Below are 17,141 nucleotides of genomic sequence, written 5' to 3' on the forward strand. Positions count from 1 at the left end.
TTTGCGGTGAAGATGCAATGACTACTACTACTCCCCAATCCGCCCAATTCGATGCCGAAGCGCTGTACCAGGCGCTTGAGGCAAAAGTAAAGACAGCCCTGGCGCAAGCCGACAATGTCGCCGTCATCGGCATTTATTCCGGCGGCGCCTGGATCGCCGAGCGGCTGGTCGCGGCCTTGAAGCTGAACCCGGCTGAGCGCCTGGGTTTTATCGATGTCTCGTTCTATCGCGACGACTTTTCCGAAAAAGGCCTGCGCGCCGACATCAAACCGACCCAGATTCCGTTCGACGTCGACGACGCCACCATCCTGCTGGTGGACGACGTGCTGTACACAGGACGCACCACGCGCGCGGCGATCAACGAATTGTTCGACTACGGCCGCCCTAAAAAAATCATGCTGGCGGCGCTGATCGACCGCGGCGAGCGCGATTTGCCAGTGGCCGCCGATTTCATCGCCGATGCAGTCACGCTGCAGCCGGGCCAGTCCCTGCAACTTCAACGCGCCGACGACGGCAGCTTTACTCTAATTATCCAATCTAATGCTTAATCCTCAACTCAATAAAAACGGCGAACTGCAACATCTGTTGACTATCGAGGGACTGCCGACTTCCGTCGTCACGCACATCCTGGACACGGCGTCTTCCTTTGTCGGCGTCAGCGACCGCGATGTCAAGAAAGTGCCGCTGATGCGCGGCAAAAGCGTGTTCAACCTGTTCTTTGAAAACTCCACGCGCACCAGAACCACTTTCGAAATCGCTTCCAAGCGCCTGTCGGCCGATGTGATCAACCTGAATATCTCCGCTTCCAGCGCCAGCAAAGGCGAATCGCTGCTGGACACCATCGACAACCTGTCGGCCATGCACGCCGACATGTTCGTGGTGCGCCACGCTCAGTCCGGCGCGCCTTACCTGATCGCCAAGCACCTGACCGACACCAGGCAGCACCACGTCCACGTGGTGAACGCCGGCGACGGCCGCCATGCCCATCCGACCCAGGGTTTGCTGGACATGTACACGATCCGGCACTACAAGAAAGATTTCAGCAACCTCACGGTGGCGATTGTCGGCGACATCCTGCATAGCCGCGTGGCGCGCTCCGACATCCACGGACTGACTACCCTGGGCGTGCCGGAAGTGCGCGCCATCGGCCCGCGCACCTTGCTGCCCAGCGGCCTGGAGCAGATGGGCGTGCGTGTCTTCACCGACATGAACGAAGGATTGAAGGGCGTCGACGTGATCATCATGCTGCGCCTGCAGAATGAGCGCATGAGCGGCGCCTTGCTGCCGTCGGCGCAAGAATTCTTCAAAAGCTACGGCCTGACGCCGGAGCGCCTGGCGCTGGCCAAGCCGGATGCGATCGTGATGCATCCGGGGCCGATGAACCGCGGCGTGGAAATCGACTCGGCGGTTGCCGACGGCGCGCAGGCGGTGATCTTGCCGCAGGTGACATTCGGCATCGCGGTGCGGATGGCGGTCATGAGTATCCTGGCCGGGAACTGAAGTTGCGAAGTTGCGTTGCCCCGAGCCTGAATCCAGATAATTATTTATAGAATCGCCACGACATTTACAGATGAAACTTCACATCAAAAACGGCCGCCTGATCGACCCCGCAAACAACATCGACGCACAGCAGGATCTGTATATCGCCGCCGGCAAGATCGTCGGCGTCGGCAGCGCGCCGGCTGATTTCTCCGCCAACAAGACGATTGACGCCAGCGGCCTGGTGGTGGCGCCGGGCCTGGTCGACCTGAGCGTGCGCTTGCGCGAGCCCGGTTACGAATACAAGGCCACGCTGGAATCGGAAATGCAGGCCGCCATGCAAGGCGGCGTCACCAGCCTGGTGTGTCCGCCCGATACCGATCCTGTGCTGGACGAACCGGGCCTGGTGGAAATGCTGAAACACCGCGCCAAGAGCCTGAACCAGGCGCATGTCTATCCTCTGGGAGCCTTGACGGTCGGCCTCAAGGGCAAGGAACTGACGGAGATGGCCGAGCTGACCGACGCCGGCTGCATCGGCTTCGCCCAGGCGGAAGAGCCGATCCTGGACACCACTGTGCTGTTGCGCGCCATGCAGTACGCCCGCACCTTCGATTACACGGTGTGGCTGCGCCCGCAAGACCCTTACCTTGGCCATGGCGGTATTGCCCACAGCGGCGCGGTTGCGTCGCGGCTCGGCCTGTCGGGCGTGCCGACCATGGCGGAAACGATCCGCCTGCAAACCATTTTCGAACTGGTCCGTGCGACCGGCGCCCGCGTGCATTTGTGCCGTATTTCATCGGCGCCGGGGCTGGAACTGATCCGGGCCGCCAAGAAAGAGGGTTTGCCGATCACTTGCGACGTCGGCGCCCATCACATCCACATGACTGATGTCGATATCGGCTTTTTCGATTCCAACGCCAGGATGACGCCACCGTTCCGTTCGCAACGTGACCGCGATGCGATCCGGCAGGCGCTGCTGGATGGCACCGTCGACGCCATCTGCTCGGACCACACGCCGGTCGACGACGATGAAAAACTGCTGCCGTTCGGCGAAGCAACGCCCGGCGCTACCGGCCTTGAGCTGTTGTTGTCGCTGGCCCTGAAATGGGCCGACGAGTGTGTCGCCCCGGAGCAGCAAGGACTCAGCCGCGCACTGGCGAAAATCACCGCCGATGCAGCACGCGTGGCAGGCCTGGCCGCCGGCCAGTTGACAGTCGGCAGCGTCGCCGATATTTGCCTGTTCGATCCGGCCGTGCGCTGGAAAGTGGAAGCCAAGGAGCTGGCGAGCCAGGGCAAGCACACGCCGTTCCTCGGATATGAACTGTGCGGAAGGGTCAAGACCACGATTGTGGCTGGCCACATAGCATTCGAACGCGCATGAGGCAGCTGTGGTTCGCCTTGCGCCTGGTGCGGGTGCTGCTGCACCTGCTGATAGGCTTGTGGACTTGTGCCGTGGTGTTTCCGCTGACCGACAACGCTGGACGGCAACGGCGCATACGGCTGTGGTCGATCCAGCTGCTGGCGATCTGCCGCGTCGAGGTCACGCTGCGCAATCCGCACAACAGCATGGCGGCGGCGCGCGCCTTGATCGTTGCCAACCATGTTTCGTGGCTCGATATCTTTGTCATTAACTCGATCCAGACCTGCCAGTTCGTGGCCAAGTCGGATATCCGCGACTGGCCCTTGATCGGCTGGCTGTGCGACAAGGGTGGCACGATTTTCATCGCGCGCGGCAAGCAGCGCGATGTGCGGCGCATATTCCAGGGGCTGGTGACGAGTATCGAAGCCGGCGCGCGGGTTGCCTTCTTCCCTGAGGGGACCACGGCCGCGCAGGGTTCTCTCCTGCCTTTCCACGCCAACCTGTTCGAAGCCGCGCTCGACGCCAAGGTGCCGGTGCAGCCGTATGCCTTGCGTTACCTGGATGAGCAGGGAGGGCTGCATCCGGCTGCGAATTTTATCGGCGACATGACGTTTGCCGAAAGCATGCTGGCGATCCTGAAAGCCCCGTCAATGAAAGCGGAGCTGGTCCAGCTGGCGCCTATCGATACGACCGGATCGCATCGCCGCGACCTGGCTGTCCTCGCACATGCCGCGATTGCCGAGGCGTTGGAGATCACGGAAAAAAAAGTGGCAGATACCTGATTTATCCCGGCCGCTGCGCTTGCGGGCAGCCGACCTGGAGCAGCAAACGGTCGGACAGCCGCACCGCGCTGAGTTTGCCCCCCCACACGCAGCCGGTATCCAACCCGATCAGGTTCGGCCTGAGCACCAGTCCCAGGGTTGACCAATGGCCGTACACCACCGTCACGTCCTGGGTCTGCCGCCGCGGCACATCGAACCAGGGCAGGTAGCCGGGCAGGGATATGCCGGTGCTTTCCTTGGCAGCGAGCTCCATGGTGCCGTCTTCAGTACAGAACCGCAATCGGGTCAAGGCGTTGACGATGCAACGCAAGCGTTCGTTGCCTTGCAGCGCATCGTCCCAGCGCAATGGCTGGTTGCCATACATTTCACGCAAAAAATCTACCCAATGCGGGCCGCGCAGCACAGTTTCGACTTCTTGCGCCAGCGCTACCGTCTTGGCGGCTGACCATTGCGGCAACACGCCGGCGTGTAAAAACAGATGGTCTTGTTCCAGCAGGGCCAGGGGCCGCTGCCTTAACCAGTCGAGCAGTTCATCGCGATCGGGCGCGTCGAGAATCTCCTGCAGCGTATCGCCGCGGTGCAGCTTGCGGATGCCGTGTGCAGCGGCCAGCAGGTGCAGGTCGTGGTTGCCGAGCACTGCCTGGGCGCGATCGCCCAGCGAGCGGATCAGGCGCAGCGTTGCCAGCGATTGCGGGCCGCGGTTGACCAGATCGCCGACAAAAACCAGATGTGCGTCGGGGGTGCTTGCGTCAATGCGTTTTAGTAAATCGAGCAGGCTTTGGTAGCAGCCTTGCAAGTCGCCGATGGCAAATAACGTGGAACTGATAGGTGTCATGTTTGGCAGCGATTGCAGCAATTGAGGTTTGGTATTGTAGATCGCCAGTCAGTTTCTTGAAGCTCTCATTATGTTTTATGTACGCGCAGTCGGCATCGGAATCCAGCATGGGGATTGATAGAGGACGAGCGCGGCACTTCTTGTATTTATTACTGTCTGAAGTTGATTAAAAGTTCCGAATTATTGTTTAGTTGTTATTCTGCAACAAATTGTTACATTGCTTACCAATATGCACCGAGTTAAACATCGTTAAATGATATTTAAGTAACTTATATTGGCCAGCAATAGTGGATAATTCGGGGTTAAGCACGAATTTGGTGAATTGGAAGAGACGCGTAGTATCCAAAGCTGGCCGCGCAAATTCTTCAGAACTCTATTTTTAGGACAAATACATGATTTTCATTACCGGCGGGGCTGGATTTATTGGGTCCAATTTCGTACTCGACTGGTTGGCGCAAAATGACGAGCCAGTGATTAATTTCGATAAACTGACTTACGCTGGCAACATGAATAATCTGGCGAGCGTTCGCCAGGATCCGCGCCATATTTTTGTACAGGGTGATATCGGCGATACAGCACAAGTTGCCGCTCTGTTCGCACAATACAAGCCGCGCGCGATTGTCCACTTTGCCGCTGAGAGCCATGTCGACCGTTCGATCCACGGCCCGGCGGCTTTTGTGGAAACCAATGTCAACGGCACTTTCGGCCTGCTGGAAGCCACCCGCGCCTATTGGAGCGCGCTGCCGGATGCTGAAAAAGCGGCATTCCGTTTTCTGCATGTCTCGACCGATGAAGTATATGGCACGCTAGGCCCTGCCGACGCCCCGTTCAGCGAAACTACCCAGTACGCGCCCAATAGCCCATATTCGGCATCGAAAGCAGCTTCGGACCATCTGGTGCGCTCTTATCACCACACGTACGGATTGCCGACGCTGACCACCAATTGCTCCAACAATTACGGTTCTTACCACTTCCCCGAAAAACTGATCCCGTTAATTATTACCAATGCGCGCGCCGGCAAGCCGCTGCCGATATATGGCGACGGGCAGCAGGTGCGCGACTGGCTTTATGTCAACGACCACTGCGCCGCGATCCGTCGCGTGCTGGAAGCGGGCAAGCCAGGAGAAGTTTATAACGTCGGCGGCTGGAATGAGAAAGCCAACCTGGATGTGGTCCATACGCTATGCGACATTCTGGATGAACTCGATCCGAAGGCAACGGGCAGCTATCGCGACCAGATTACCTACGTCACCGATCGTCCAGGTCACGACCGCCGCTATGCCATCGACGCCGGCAAGATCGAGCGTGAGCTGGGCTGGAAGCCGGTGGAAACTTTTGATACCGGCATCCGCAAGACCGTGCAGTGGTACCTGGCCAACCAGGATTGGGTAAAAAATGTCCAATCTGGCGATTATCTGAAATGGGTTGAGAAAAATTACGAGCAACGCCAAAGCTCGGGGGAGGCAGCGTAATGACTAAACCTCAGAACCGTAAAGGCATCATTCTCGCGGGAGGCTCTGGCACTCGCTTGTATCCAGTCACCATGGCAGTGTCGAAACAATTGCTGCCGGTGTATGACAAGCCGATGATCTATTATCCGCTGACCACCCTGATGCTGGCCGGGATAAGGGAAATCCTGATTATTTCAACGCCTCAGGACACGCCCAGATTCAAGGAGTTGCTGGGCGACGGCCGGCAATGGGGGATTGAGTTGAGCTATGCGGTGCAACCGACTCCGGATGGCCTGGCTCAGGCATTCATTATCGGCCGTGATTTTGTCGGTGATGCACCGTCGGCCTTGATCCTGGGCGACAACATCTACTACGGCCACGACTTCGAAAGCCAGTTGCGTGCAGCTTCGGCCCGTACCGAAGGCTCCACTGTATTTGCTTATCACGTACATGATCCGGAGCGTTACGGCGTGGTCGAGTTCGACGACCAGCGGCGCGCTGTCAGCATCGAAGAAAAACCTCAGCAACCCAAATCCAATTACGCTGTCACCGGGCTGTATTTTTATGACCGCGAGGTATGCGACATTGCCGCCGGCATCAAGCCGTCTCCACGCGGAGAGTTGGAGATTACCGATGTGAACCGCGTATACCTGGAGCGGCAGCGCCTGAATGTCGAGCTGATGGGGCGCGGAATGGCATGGCTGGACACCGGTACTCACGAATCGTTGCTGGAAGCCGGGCAATTCATTGCCACCATTGAGAACCGTCAAGGCCTGAAAGTGGCTTGCCCGGAAGAAATCGCCTTTCGCACGGGATATATCAATGCCGAGCAACTGGAGCAACTGGCGCAGCCGCTGAAGAAAAACGGATATGGCCAATATCTGCTGGGCCTATTAAAAGATAAGGTATTTTAAACATGCAAGTACAAACCACGAATATTCCTGAAGTACTGATTTTCGAGCCGAAGGTTTTCGGCGATGATCGCGGCTTTTTTTATGAGAGCTTCAACGAACGTCGTTTCAATGAGCTGACCGGCCTTAACGTTAGCTTTGTTCAGGACAATCACTCCAAATCCGCCAAGAATGTCCTGCGCGGACTGCATTACCAGATTCGCCAGCCGCAAGGCAAACTGGTGCGCGTGGTGGCTGGAGAGGTATTTGACGTTGCCGTCGATGTGCGCAAAAGCTCGCCGACTTTCGGTCATTGGGTCGGTGTAACGCTGTCGGCTGAAAACAAGCGTCAATTGTGGATACCTGAAGGATTTGCGCATGGTTTTGTGGTTACCAGCGAGTCAGCAGAATTTTTATACAAGACCACTGATTATTGGGCGCCTGAATTCGAGCGCAGCATTCTCTGGAATGACCCCGCGATTGGCATCGACTGGCCAATCAGTGATGCGCCGATGCTTTCCGGGAAGGATCAGCTGGGTAAAATTCTCGCTGATGCAGAGGTGTTCGCGTGAAGATTCTTATTACCGGGAAGACTGGTCAAGTCGGCTATGAGCTAGAGCGCAGCATGCAAGGTCTTGGTGAAATTATTGCCCTTGGTCGTAGCCAAATGAACTTGGCTGATTTAACTCAGGTACGGGACGTTATTCGTGAGATTAAACCTAATCTCATCATTAATCCCGCCGCCTACACGGCTGTTGATCAGGCCGAAAGCGAACCTGACATCGCCATGCGCATCAATGGCGAGGCTCCCGGCGTTATCGCGGAGGAAGCAAAGAAACTCAATGCGGCAGTTATACATTACAGTACCGATTATGTTTTCGACGGCAGTAAAAATACCCCCTATGTTGAGACTGACTCGACATGTCCTATCAATGTCTATGGCAGAAGCAAGCTAGCAGGCGAGCAGGCGATCCAAGCCACCGGTGTTCCACATCTGATTCTTCGCACCAGCTGGGTCTACGGTATGCGAGGGAAAAATTTTCTGCTCACGGTATTGCGTTTGGCTGCAGAGCGTAATGAGTTGCGCATGATCGCGGATCAGCGCGGAGCGCCTACATGGAGCCGTACAATTGCTGACACCACGGCTCATGTGGTAGCACTTGGCAAAGGTATGCAGGATCCTCAGGACTGGTGGCAAGAGCGCTCGGGAATCTATCATTTGACCGCACAAGGCCAGACTACCTGGTTTGAATTTACGCAGGCAATCCTGGAAAATGCGCGGCTTGCCAATAAACCGCTTGTCATGCCAATCACGGCACAGGATTACCCGTTGCCTGCTAAGCGTCCGGCATATTCAAGCCTGTCCTGCGAGCGCTTGATGAATACTTTCTGCGGCTTGCCTGATTGGGATGCTGCATTGAAACTATGCCAGGGATGAAGTGCAACTAACGCAATCTTAGTACTTGCCCACGAGCACCGGACACATCGGTCTCTTCGAGCGATTTGAGATGGACTGATATATGTATTTGCAATAAACAGTACGGTTCAAGCCAGTGGCCCAAACACAATCAATATCATTGAAACAAAAAAATCTATGAAGACAGTTATCCTTGCCGGGGGGTTAGGCACACGCATTAGCGAAGAAACCACAAGTCGTCCTAAACCGATGATTGAGATTGGCGGAAGGCCGATCTTGTGGCATATCATGAAAATATACTCATCCTATGGACTGAATGATTTCGTGATCTGCTGCGGTTATAAGGGCTATATGATCAAGGAGTATTTTGCCAATTACTTCCTGCATATGTCAGACGTAACATTTGATATGAGCAAGAACAACATGGAGGTACATCATCGGAACGCAGAACCTTGGCGCGTCACATTAATTGACACCGGTGAAGAAACCATGACAGGCGGCCGTCTCAAGCGGGTAGCATCTTATATTCAGGATGAAGAGGCTTTTTGCTTCACTTACGGCGATGGCGTGAGCGATGTGAATATTTCTGAATTGATTGCTTTTCACAAGGCGCAGAAGGTCAAGGCAACTCTTACCGCGACGCTGCCGCCAGGGCGTTTTGGTGCACTCGACTTTGATGGACATAAGGTTCGCAGCTTCAAGGAAAAGCCCAAAGGCGATGGCGGGATGATTAATGGCGGCTTCTTTGTGCTGTCGCCTGAGGTGCTTCAGTACCTCGATGGGGATAGCTGTATCTGGGAGCGCAAACCGCTCGAAATGCTGGCCGACGAAGGTCAGCTAGCCGCGTTTCATCATGGTGGCTTCTGGCAACCAATGGATACCTTGCGCGATAAAAATTATCTGGAAGAACTGTGGCAATCCGGTAAAGCACCTTGGAAGGTATGGCCGTGAATCCATTATTTTGGGCAGGCAAGAAAGTGTTTCTCACGGGCCATACTGGTTTCAAGGGAAGCTGGCTGAGCTTATGGCTGCAGCAGCTTGGCGCCGAGGTTACAGGTTTTGCCCTGCCTCCTCCTACCGATCCAAGTCTGTTTGATATCGCAGGTGTTGCGCAAGGAATGACTTCGGTCATCGGCGATATCCGGGACGGTGCAGTGTTGGCCGATGCAATGCTGCGAGCTGCGCCTGACGTTGTGATCCACATGGCGGCGCAGCCATTAGTACGCCGCTCTTATGTTGATCCGGTCGAAACGTATTCCACAAATATCATGGGTACTGTGCATTTGCTGGAGGCAGTGCGCCGAACGCGGTCAGTACGTGCCGTGGTCAATGTCACAACCGATAAGTGCTACGAGAATAAAGAGTGGGTTTGGGGTTATCGCGAGAATGAGCCAATGGGAGGTTTTGATCCTTACAGCAACAGTAAGGGGTGCGCTGAACTGGTTACCGCAGCGTACCGTAACTCATTTTTCAATTCTGCAAAATATGATGAGCATCGGGTCGGATTGGCAACGGCACGGGCTGGTAATGTGATCGGTGGCGGGGACTGGGCCCAGGATCGGTTGATTCCAGATATTCTGGCCGCCTTTGAGAAAGGGGAGCCAGTGGTGATACGTAATCCGCATGCTACACGGCCGTGGCAGCATGTACTGGAACCATTGCGTGGCTATTTAACCCTGGCTGAAAAACTTAGCACCGAGGGAGCTGCATTCGCCGACGGCTGGAATTTTGGTCCGCATAGCGATGATGCTCGTCCGGTCGAGTGGATTGTCAACCAACTCGCGATAAAATGGGAAGACGATGCCGATTGGAAAATTGACGCCGGAGTGCATCCGCACGAAGCCCACTATTTAAAGCTCGATATCTCCAAAGCTGAGCTACTGCTTGACTGGCGGCCTGCTATGAGGCTTGAGCAATCGCTTGGGCTGATTGTTGACTGGTCTCGCGAAAAGCGCGCTGGCAGCAATATGCGCAAGTTTACACAGGCGCAAATCCAGGCTTATCAGGCGCAGGCGCTGACTTCTCATCCTATTTGAACTTAATTAAATCTTACATCATGCAAAACGACAAAACCCAAAGCCTCCGCGAACAAATAGCTAAACTGGTTGAAGAGTACGCCACCATTGCGCTGGCGCCGGATGTGTTCCTGCCGGGCGGCACCATGATTCCGCCATCGGGAAAGCTGCTCGATGCCAATGAGCTTAAAAACATGGTCGAGGCCTCACTCGACGGCTGGTTGACGACAGGCCGCTTCAATGCCGAGTTTGAAAAAAAACTGGCCGCGTTCATTGGCGTCAAACACCTCATCACCGTCAATTCCGGCTCGTCGGCCAACCTTGTCGCATTCAGCACACTGACGTCGCCGACGTTAGGTGACCGGGCGATCAAACATGGCGATGAAGTGATTGGCGTGGCTGCTGGCTTTCCAACAACGGTTAATCCGATTCTTCAGTTCGGCGCAGTGCCTGTGTTTGTTGACGTAGATCATCTGACCCATAACATAGACGCGAGCAAGATCGAAGCAGCCATTGGACCTAAGACCAAAGCCATCATGCTGGCGCATTCGCTGGGAAATCCATTCAATCTCGATGTGGTTACCGCGTTATGTAAAAAATACAACTTGTGGCTGGTGGAGGATTGCTGCGATGCATTAGGCAGTACCTACCGCGGTCAAATGGTCGGTACTTTCGGGGATATCGCCACGCTGAGTTTTTACCCGGCACACCATATCACGATGGGGGAAGGCGGAGCCGTATTCACCAATAACGACGAACTTAAGACCATTGCTGAAAGTTTCCGCGACTGGGGCCGCGACTGCTATTGTGCGCCGGGCAAGGACAATACTTGCGGTAAACGCTTTTGCTGGAAACTGGGGGACTTGCCTGAAGGCTATGACCACAAATACATCTATAGCCATTTGGGTTACAACCTCAAAATCACAGATATGCAGGCTGCTTGCGGCCTAGCTCAGCTGGATAAGGCACCACAGTTCATACAAGCGCGCAAGGATAATTATGCTTTTCTGAAGCGCCGGCTGAAAGATTGCGAAGAATTCATGAGTCTGCCGGAGCCGACTGAACACTCGGATCCTTCATGGTTCGGCTTCCCCATCACACTGAAAGAAAATTGCCCTGTGACTCGGTTGGATCTTCTGACCTACCTGGAGCAGAACAAAGTTGGCACTCGGTTATTGTTTGCCGGTAATCTGACGCGTCAACCGTATATGCAAGGGGCCAAATACCGTATCAGTAGTGAATTAACCAATACCGACAATGTTATGAACAATACCTTTTGGATAGGGGTACAACCTTCGTTAACGCCTGCCATGCTGGAATTTGCGGCGAGCAAGATCGAGACTTATCTCGGCGTCAATTTCTGACCAGGTAAGGCCGCCAGTGAGAACCATTCTTTTAACCGGAGCGACAGGATTTCTTGGCAGTAATCTTGCGCAAAAATTGGTCGCAAGCGGCCATCAGGTAATTGTACTCAAACGATCATCGTCTAAGCTTGATCGACTTGCGTCCATTTTACCTGCGCTGTCTGTCTACGATATAACGGATTTGTCGGCGCCCTTTAAGGAGCATGGCAAGGTAGATGCGATTATTCACACTGCGACTTGCTATGGACGTAACGGTGAGTCGGCGGCTGAAATATTTGAAGCTAACGTTGCTTTTCCGCTCCGCTTACTGGAAACAGCTACTTTATTTGATGTTAATACATTCTTCAACACTGATACTTTCTTTAATTCCGGCACGATTGTTTACAAGTATCTGAATGGATATGCGCTGTCGAAAAATCATTTTCTTGAATGGGGAAAGCTGTTTGCCGATAGCCAAAAAATCAGGTTTGTAAATATTCGGCTAGAACACATGTACGGTCCAGGGGATGATGCTTCAAAATTCATCATCCATGTTCTCCGGCAGCTTCTGGCGAACGTACCGGAAATTAAGCTGACGCCAGGTGAACAAAAGCGAGATTTTATCTACGTAGACGATGTTGTCGCAGCCTATGAAATTCTGCTGGAAAAATCCGATAGCCAAACAGATCTGTTCCAACAATATGGACTGGGAAGTGGCAAGGCCGTTACGGTACGAGAATTTGTAGAATTGGCTCATAAAATAACCGGATCATCCGCCTTTCTAAATTTTGGTGCTTTGTCTTATCGTGAAAATGAAATCATGAGTTCAGCCGCTGACACTGAGCGCTTGAATTCACTGGGCTGGCTTAGCCAAACGGATCTTGCCGAAGGTATCCGAGAAATGGCATCCCAAGAAAAAACGCGCGACTGAGGGTGCGGCAGTGGACGCCAGTAATTTCTGAACTGGTTTTTGCTGGGTATTTTTCGACATTGGCATATTCATTTTTGGCCAGAAAAATCTGAAGAAAATTGAAGTTATTAATACTGCTCTGAGAAAGAAAATGCGAATTTTGTTATGAATAAAATAATATCTCAACGGAAAAGTATTTTGCCGGCTGTTTTTTTTCGGAGGGTGCTTGATTTACAGAATTAAGCGCTTATTGGGCGTTGACCGGGCCATATTATTTACATTGGTAGCTCGCGGCTGGTCTGTCGTTGCCGGTTTAATGACGATTGTGTTTGTTACCCGTTTCCTTTCTCAGGAACTGCAAGGGTATTACTACACTTTCAACAGTCTTATAGCGTTACAAGTATTCGTAGAATTAGGATTGAATTTTGCAATCATCCAGTTTGCCAGCCATGAAATGGCCAAGCTTTCTTGGACTGACGACGGGATCCTGGTGGGAGACGCTGGAGCCAAACGGCGTTTACAGTCTTTATTGCACTTTGCCCTTGTCTGGTTTGGCGCTGCTGCAGTCCTGATGATTGTCGTGCTATTACCTGTAGGAATATATTTCTTTCTTGATGCATCAAAAAACTCGCCTGCGCCTAGTGTGAGCATGGCTTGGTCGCTGCTTGTGGTGTTTTCGGCTATTAACTTGGTCACAACTGCCGCTGTTGCAATTTTGGAGGGTTGCGGCAAGGTTGCGCAGGTAGCGATGCTACGACTATGCCAGTCAGTGTTCGCAGTAGTTGCAATATGGATTGTTTTGAGTTTCGGTGGTCATTTATACGCATTGGCGATGAATAGTCTGATGACTGCCGTGGTCGGTTTCGTCTGGATTTGGAGTCGATATCGAAAATTCTTCAAAGACCTTCTTCGTCACCGAACGTTATTGCAAGGGTTGGATTGGCGTAATGAAATATGGCCTTTTCAATGGCGTATAGCTCTGAGCTGGATGAGTGGCTATCTCATGTTTCAATTATTTACACCGCTTCTTTTCGCCACCCATGGCCCCGTCGTTGCTGGGCAGATGGGGATGAGTTTACAAATCATAGGTGCGATGAATAGCAGCGCGATGGCATGGATTAGTACCAAAGCGCCAACTTATGGGAAATTGGTTGCGACAGGGCAGAGCAAAGCCCTGGACACACTTTTTTTCCGCGGACTTTTCCAGTCTTTGATTTTTCTTTCAACTGGAGTCGTATGCGTTTGGTTAATTTTTTATTATCTTTTTGTGAGTGGAGCTGGTTACGGTACCCGAGTGCTGCCGCCTTTCCTTTTTGCTATTCTGGGTTTTGTTGCAATTGCCAATCACATCGTATCAGCTGAAGCCGTTTATTTGCGCGCACATAAACAAGAACCATTCATGCTCCTGTCAATTCTAAGCGGCACTATAACGGCAATCTTGGCTTGGCTACTTGTACCCGGGTATGGTGTAAGCGGTGCCGTTTACTCATATGCGGCGACTGCATTGCTGGTTACCTTGGTTGGCGGAACATTCATCTTTATTAGAAAGCGCAAGGAATGGGCTGTTTGAGCTGCTATTTTTTTCTTGAGTAAGAATGACCTTAAGGCGCAGTGACTCCCATGAGAAATCCACAATGATTGAAATATCAACTAAATTAGCCATTGCTATTCCAACCTATAATCGCTCGGAGCTGCTTGACGGGCAGCTGAACAGCCTCGTGCCGTTGGTGGAAAAATATGGCATACCGATATATATATCTGACAATGCATCGATTGATTCAACAGAAGCTACTGTAAAAAAGTGGCTGCAGGTATATCCGCACATTATTTATTCAAAAAATAAAACAAATATTGGTATGAGCCGAAACATATCGCGGGTGCTAATGCTACCCGATACAGAATATGTTTGGCTGTTAAGCGATGATGACAGATTGGTTCCGACAGCAATTGAAGTCGTCTTGAAAAATAGTGAATTTGGTAGCGATCTTATAGTTGTCAATACAAAATTTGACGTTCAGAGTAATGATTTGAGAGTCAAAGAACTCCCGGATAGTCTTTATGATGATAAGAATAAATTCATCGAAGACTTGGGTTGGCACATAACCTTGATATCATGTCTCGTTGTAAAGCGCGGATTTGTCGATTCTATCGTATATCAGAAATATGCAGGATCACTTTTTCCACATACTGCCGCATTGCTAGAGATGGCAATAATGAAAAAATCTCTAATTTCCTGGATTGCAAGTCCATTGGTTTATCCAACAAAGAATATAAGTGACTTCACAACAAATAGATCTTTTTTTGACATATTTATAAAAGACTGGTCTACCGTTATCAGCGGACTACCAGAATATAAAAATAAATCAAAAGATAAATGTATTTTGTCTCATGGTGAAAAAGCGGGCATATTTACAATACCTGGCTTCTTTCAATTAAGGTTAAGCGGCGCCTTGGATTTTAATGTTTATAAAGAATATAAAGATTATTTTTCAAGAGTGACGCATATTCCGCGGCTGCATATATTTCTAATATCCCTATGCCCCATATGGCTTGTGGTGCAAATAAGAAAAGTGTGGAGATTAAGGAATTTTCTTAAAAGAAGAAACAATAAATCTTGAATGATTTTATAGTTTCGGAAATTTGACTAAAAAATTGTGAAATTTCAACAATGATGCAAGTTGGCCAATAAATCTGGCCATATTGACATTAATATTATAGATGTGGCGACAGAAAGAATGATGATTCCAATAATAAATAACAAGGCACTGGTGATCTCGTGATTATATATTGGTGTATTTGGGCATTATCCGCATTTAATTGCATATTGCAAAAAAGAATCTCTAAATTCTGGGTTTTTATATTTTTGTTCTTTTTGGCGTTGTTGGTAGGTTTCCGGGGTAGTGAAGTTGATAAGGATTATCCACAATATTTAAAATATATAGAAATCATCGAGAGCGGAGGTTTTTTTTCGATAGGAAAAACATACGCGGGCTATTTTTTTGATTTTATTTCATATGTGGCATTAAATTTAGGCTGGACAGGTTTTGTTTTTATGTTTTATGCGGGAACATCGATTTATCTGAAAACAAAGCTTTTTTATATGAAGGGCAATGATTTTTCGAGTTACATATTAATTTATTGTGGACTTTTTTTATATTTGCATGAATTTACACAAATTCGGGTTGGCTTGGCGATAGCATTCGCATATTTGGCGATTTACTATCTTTGTATTGATGATAAAAAGAAATCTTTCTTATGCTTTGCTGTCAGTGTTTTTATTCATCCGTCAGCTCTAGTATTAGGAGTATTTTATATATTACGCAAAGAACGTTTCAATGGCTTGATCTGGTTTTTTCTTTTATGTGTATCAATGCTGGCAGCGTATTTTGATGCATTGCACTATGTCATACTTAGCGTTGCACAGATATTTAATATCTCAATTATAAATTTGTATATCGATATATTGAATGATGGTGCGCAGAATGATATAAATGTATATGGAATATTTCCTCTGTTGAATGCTGTTCTTGCTGGGATATGCTGTTTTTATTTTCATGAAAAAAAGATCGATTCATTCAATAATTTTTCAATAAAATCGTATTTATTATCATCAATATCATGGTTTTTATTGTCACCAATTCCAGTCTTGGCCGGCAGAACAAGCCAGGTTTTCTTATTTGCGGCGGTTTTTTGCATACCATTGCTGGGACGCGCCATATCCAAGAAATACGGTATGCTGTTGACCTTCACTTATAGTTTGCTTTCATTCATTGCTTTTTTGTATGTAGGAAGTTTGTTGAATGACTACCAGTATCAGTAATAATATGTCTTCTATCAGTATTCTTGTAGTGCTTTATGAGAAAAAGCTGAACGACTCGGAGACATTGTTATCGTTGTTGCATCAAGATGTTTATGGTATTAAAAATTTAAATTTAATAGTCTGGGATAATTCACAAAGCAGATCACTGACCAATCAAGAAATTGCCTTTTTGCAAGATAGGTACCAGCTGACCTATCGCCATTGTCCGGAGAATCGGCCATTACGCTATGTTTATAACTATTTTATTGAAAATGAATTGACGGCGCCAGGAATTTCAATTTTCCTGGACGATGATACTGCGTTGCCAAAAAATTATTTGCGAGAACTGCAGGAAAAGGCTGAGTTATATTCTGATATAGATATATTTGTCCCATTAATCTATGTAAGTGGCAAGATCTATAGTCCTCATGATTACCAATTGTTTCGCGGGAAACTCTGGAAGCAAAAAAAAACAGGAATTGTCAAAACAGTTGATATTGGATGCATCAATAGTGGAATGGCAGTGCGCACAGATTTTTTTGCTGAAACAAATTATAGATATCCAGAATATTGCAAGTCATACGGAACGGACAAACATTTCTTTGATTTTTATGCTAAAAGACGGAAATTTTTTTATGTCATGGATATAGATGTAGAACATGACATCAGTTTTATACCGACAAATACAAATGCAGATTCATATCTCAGGGCATTCAAAGAGTATGTGAGTTTCTGGCGATCATACTTGCAACCCAAGCCGGCTGTCAGAAGTATTTTTATTGCATATGCAATTCTTTTTTCTTTGCGTGAAAGCGTGAGAAGAAGGGATATGAGATTTATAAAGATATTTTTTTGAGATT

General features: G+C 50.1%; 17 protein-coding genes. 16 read left to right on the forward strand and 1 reads right to left on the reverse strand.

Features of this window, described 5'->3' with window-relative positions; genetic code table 11:
• Positions 1-17 precede the first annotated feature (17 nt).
• The 4 genes from pyrR (at position 18) to CFter6_RS05000 (ending at position 3,621) form a co-directional block, all read left to right on the forward strand.
• Complete coding sequence (gene pyrR / locus CFter6_RS04985; protein ID WP_061538983.1) at positions 18-548, forward strand: bifunctional pyr operon transcriptional regulator/uracil phosphoribosyltransferase PyrR; 531 nt, start codon at positions 18-20, stop codon at positions 546-548.
• Positions 541-1,500 (forward strand): aspartate carbamoyltransferase catalytic subunit, encoded by a 960-nt coding sequence (locus CFter6_RS04990; RefSeq protein WP_014004791.1) that lies wholly within the window; start codon positions 541-543, stop codon positions 1,498-1,500. Before pyrR ends, CFter6_RS04990 begins: the two co-directional genes overlap by 8 nt.
• A gap of 70 nt (positions 1,501-1,570) precedes the next feature.
• Positions 1,571-2,860, forward strand: a complete 1,290-nt coding sequence (locus tag CFter6_RS04995) for a dihydroorotase (protein ID WP_061538984.1) — start codon at positions 1,571-1,573, stop codon at positions 2,858-2,860.
• Positions 2,857-3,621 (forward strand): lysophospholipid acyltransferase family protein, encoded by a 765-nt coding sequence (locus tag CFter6_RS05000; protein ID WP_061538985.1) that lies wholly within the window; start codon positions 2,857-2,859, stop codon positions 3,619-3,621. The genes CFter6_RS04995 and CFter6_RS05000 overlap by 4 nt, the downstream gene beginning before the upstream one ends.
• A gap of 1 nt (position 3,622) precedes the next feature.
• On the opposite strand, the gene CFter6_RS05005 is transcribed toward CFter6_RS05000, so the two are convergent.
• Positions 3,623-4,456, reverse strand: coding sequence for a symmetrical bis(5'-nucleosyl)-tetraphosphatase (locus tag CFter6_RS05005; RefSeq protein ID WP_061542216.1), 834 nt, complete (start codon positions 4,454-4,456; stop codon positions 3,623-3,625).
• A 392-nt stretch (positions 4,457-4,848) separates the two neighbouring features.
• Here CFter6_RS05005 and rfbB point away from each other — a divergent pair, with 392 nt between their 5' ends.
• From rfbB to CFter6_RS05065, 12 genes are all read left to right on the forward strand, one after another.
• A complete protein-coding gene (gene rfbB / locus CFter6_RS05010; protein ID WP_061538986.1) occupies positions 4,849-5,928 on the forward strand; it encodes a dTDP-glucose 4,6-dehydratase in 1,080 nt (359 codons plus the stop codon).
• A complete protein-coding gene (rfbA, locus tag CFter6_RS05015; protein ID WP_061538987.1) occupies positions 5,928-6,821 on the forward strand; it encodes a glucose-1-phosphate thymidylyltransferase RfbA in 894 nt (297 codons plus the stop codon). The genes rfbB and rfbA overlap by 1 nt, the downstream gene beginning before the upstream one ends.
• Positions 6,822-6,823: 2 nt before the next feature.
• Positions 6,824-7,369, forward strand: a complete 546-nt coding sequence (gene rfbC, locus CFter6_RS05020) for a dTDP-4-dehydrorhamnose 3,5-epimerase (protein WP_061538988.1) — start codon at positions 6,824-6,826, stop codon at positions 7,367-7,369.
• Positions 7,366-8,235: a dTDP-4-dehydrorhamnose reductase gene (gene rfbD, locus CFter6_RS05025; protein ID WP_061538989.1), complete on the forward strand. Its 870-nt coding sequence runs from the start codon at positions 7,366-7,368 to the stop codon at positions 8,233-8,235. The genes rfbC and rfbD overlap by 4 nt, the downstream gene beginning before the upstream one ends.
• A 156-nt stretch (positions 8,236-8,391) precedes the next feature.
• Positions 8,392-9,165 carry a glucose-1-phosphate cytidylyltransferase gene (rfbF, locus tag CFter6_RS05030; protein WP_061538990.1) on the forward strand — a complete coding sequence of 258 codons (774 nt, stop codon included), beginning with the start codon at positions 8,392-8,394 and terminating at the stop codon, positions 9,163-9,165.
• Complete coding sequence (gene rfbG / locus CFter6_RS05035) at positions 9,156-10,250, forward strand: CDP-glucose 4,6-dehydratase (protein WP_061538991.1); 1,095 nt, start codon at positions 9,156-9,158, stop codon at positions 10,248-10,250. The genes rfbF and rfbG overlap by 10 nt, the downstream gene beginning before the upstream one ends.
• A gap of 20 nt (positions 10,251-10,270) precedes the next feature.
• Complete coding sequence (rfbH, locus tag CFter6_RS05040) at positions 10,271-11,593, forward strand: lipopolysaccharide biosynthesis protein RfbH (RefSeq protein ID WP_061538992.1); 1,323 nt, start codon at positions 10,271-10,273, stop codon at positions 11,591-11,593.
• 16 nt (positions 11,594-11,609) lie between these two features.
• Entirely contained in the window at positions 11,610-12,503 is an 894-nt protein-coding gene (locus CFter6_RS05045; protein WP_061538993.1) for an NAD-dependent epimerase/dehydratase family protein, read from the forward strand.
• A gap of 205 nt (positions 12,504-12,708) precedes the next feature.
• Complete coding sequence (locus CFter6_RS05050) at positions 12,709-14,052, forward strand: lipopolysaccharide biosynthesis protein (protein ID WP_167351357.1); 1,344 nt, start codon at positions 12,709-12,711, stop codon at positions 14,050-14,052.
• A gap of 64 nt (positions 14,053-14,116) precedes the next feature.
• Positions 14,117-15,100 carry a glycosyltransferase family 2 protein gene (locus CFter6_RS24890; protein WP_167351358.1) on the forward strand — a complete coding sequence of 328 codons (984 nt, stop codon included), beginning with the start codon at positions 14,117-14,119 and terminating at the stop codon, positions 15,098-15,100.
• Positions 15,101-15,258: 158 nt separating this feature from the next.
• Entirely contained in the window at positions 15,259-16,302 is a 1,044-nt protein-coding gene (locus CFter6_RS24895; RefSeq protein WP_082814601.1) for an EpsG family protein, read from the forward strand.
• Entirely contained in the window at positions 16,283-17,137 is an 855-nt protein-coding gene (locus CFter6_RS05065; RefSeq protein WP_061538997.1) for a glycosyltransferase, read from the forward strand. Before CFter6_RS24895 ends, CFter6_RS05065 begins: the two co-directional genes overlap by 20 nt.
• Positions 17,138-17,141 lie beyond the last annotated feature (4 nt).

This window comes from Collimonas fungivorans (genome assembly GCF_001584145.1).
GTDB classification, from domain to species: Bacteria; Pseudomonadota; Gammaproteobacteria; order Burkholderiales; family Burkholderiaceae_D; genus Collimonas; species Collimonas fungivorans.

Coding starts and splice junctions, on each gene's coding strand:
- rfbH (WP_061538992.1), top strand. CDS start 10,271: ATGCAAAACGACAAAACCCAAAGCCTCCGCGAACAAATAGCTAAACTG.
- CFter6_RS05065 (WP_061538997.1), top strand. CDS start 16,283: ATGACTACCAGTATCAGTAATAATATGTCTTCTATCAGTATTCTTGTA.
- rfbF (WP_061538990.1), top strand. CDS start 8,392: ATGAAGACAGTTATCCTTGCCGGGGGGTTAGGCACACGCATTAGCGAA.
- rfbC (WP_061538988.1), top strand. CDS start 6,824: ATGCAAGTACAAACCACGAATATTCCTGAAGTACTGATTTTCGAGCCG.
- rfbA (WP_061538987.1), top strand. CDS start 5,928: ATGACTAAACCTCAGAACCGTAAAGGCATCATTCTCGCGGGAGGCTCT.
- CFter6_RS04995 (WP_061538984.1), top strand. CDS start 1,571: ATGAAACTTCACATCAAAAACGGCCGCCTGATCGACCCCGCAAACAAC.
- CFter6_RS05000 (WP_061538985.1), top strand. CDS start 2,857: ATGAGGCAGCTGTGGTTCGCCTTGCGCCTGGTGCGGGTGCTGCTGCAC.
- CFter6_RS05005 (WP_061542216.1), bottom strand. CDS start 4,456: ATGACACCTATCAGTTCCACGTTATTTGCCATCGGCGACTTGCAAGGC.
- rfbG (WP_061538991.1), top strand. CDS start 9,156: ATGGCCGTGAATCCATTATTTTGGGCAGGCAAGAAAGTGTTTCTCACG.
- rfbB (WP_061538986.1), top strand. CDS start 4,849: ATGATTTTCATTACCGGCGGGGCTGGATTTATTGGGTCCAATTTCGTA.
- CFter6_RS24890 (WP_167351358.1), top strand. CDS start 14,117: ATGATTGAAATATCAACTAAATTAGCCATTGCTATTCCAACCTATAAT.
- pyrR (WP_061538983.1), top strand. CDS start 18: ATGACTACTACTACTCCCCAATCCGCCCAATTCGATGCCGAAGCGCTG.
- CFter6_RS04990 (WP_014004791.1), top strand. CDS start 541: ATGCTTAATCCTCAACTCAATAAAAACGGCGAACTGCAACATCTGTTG.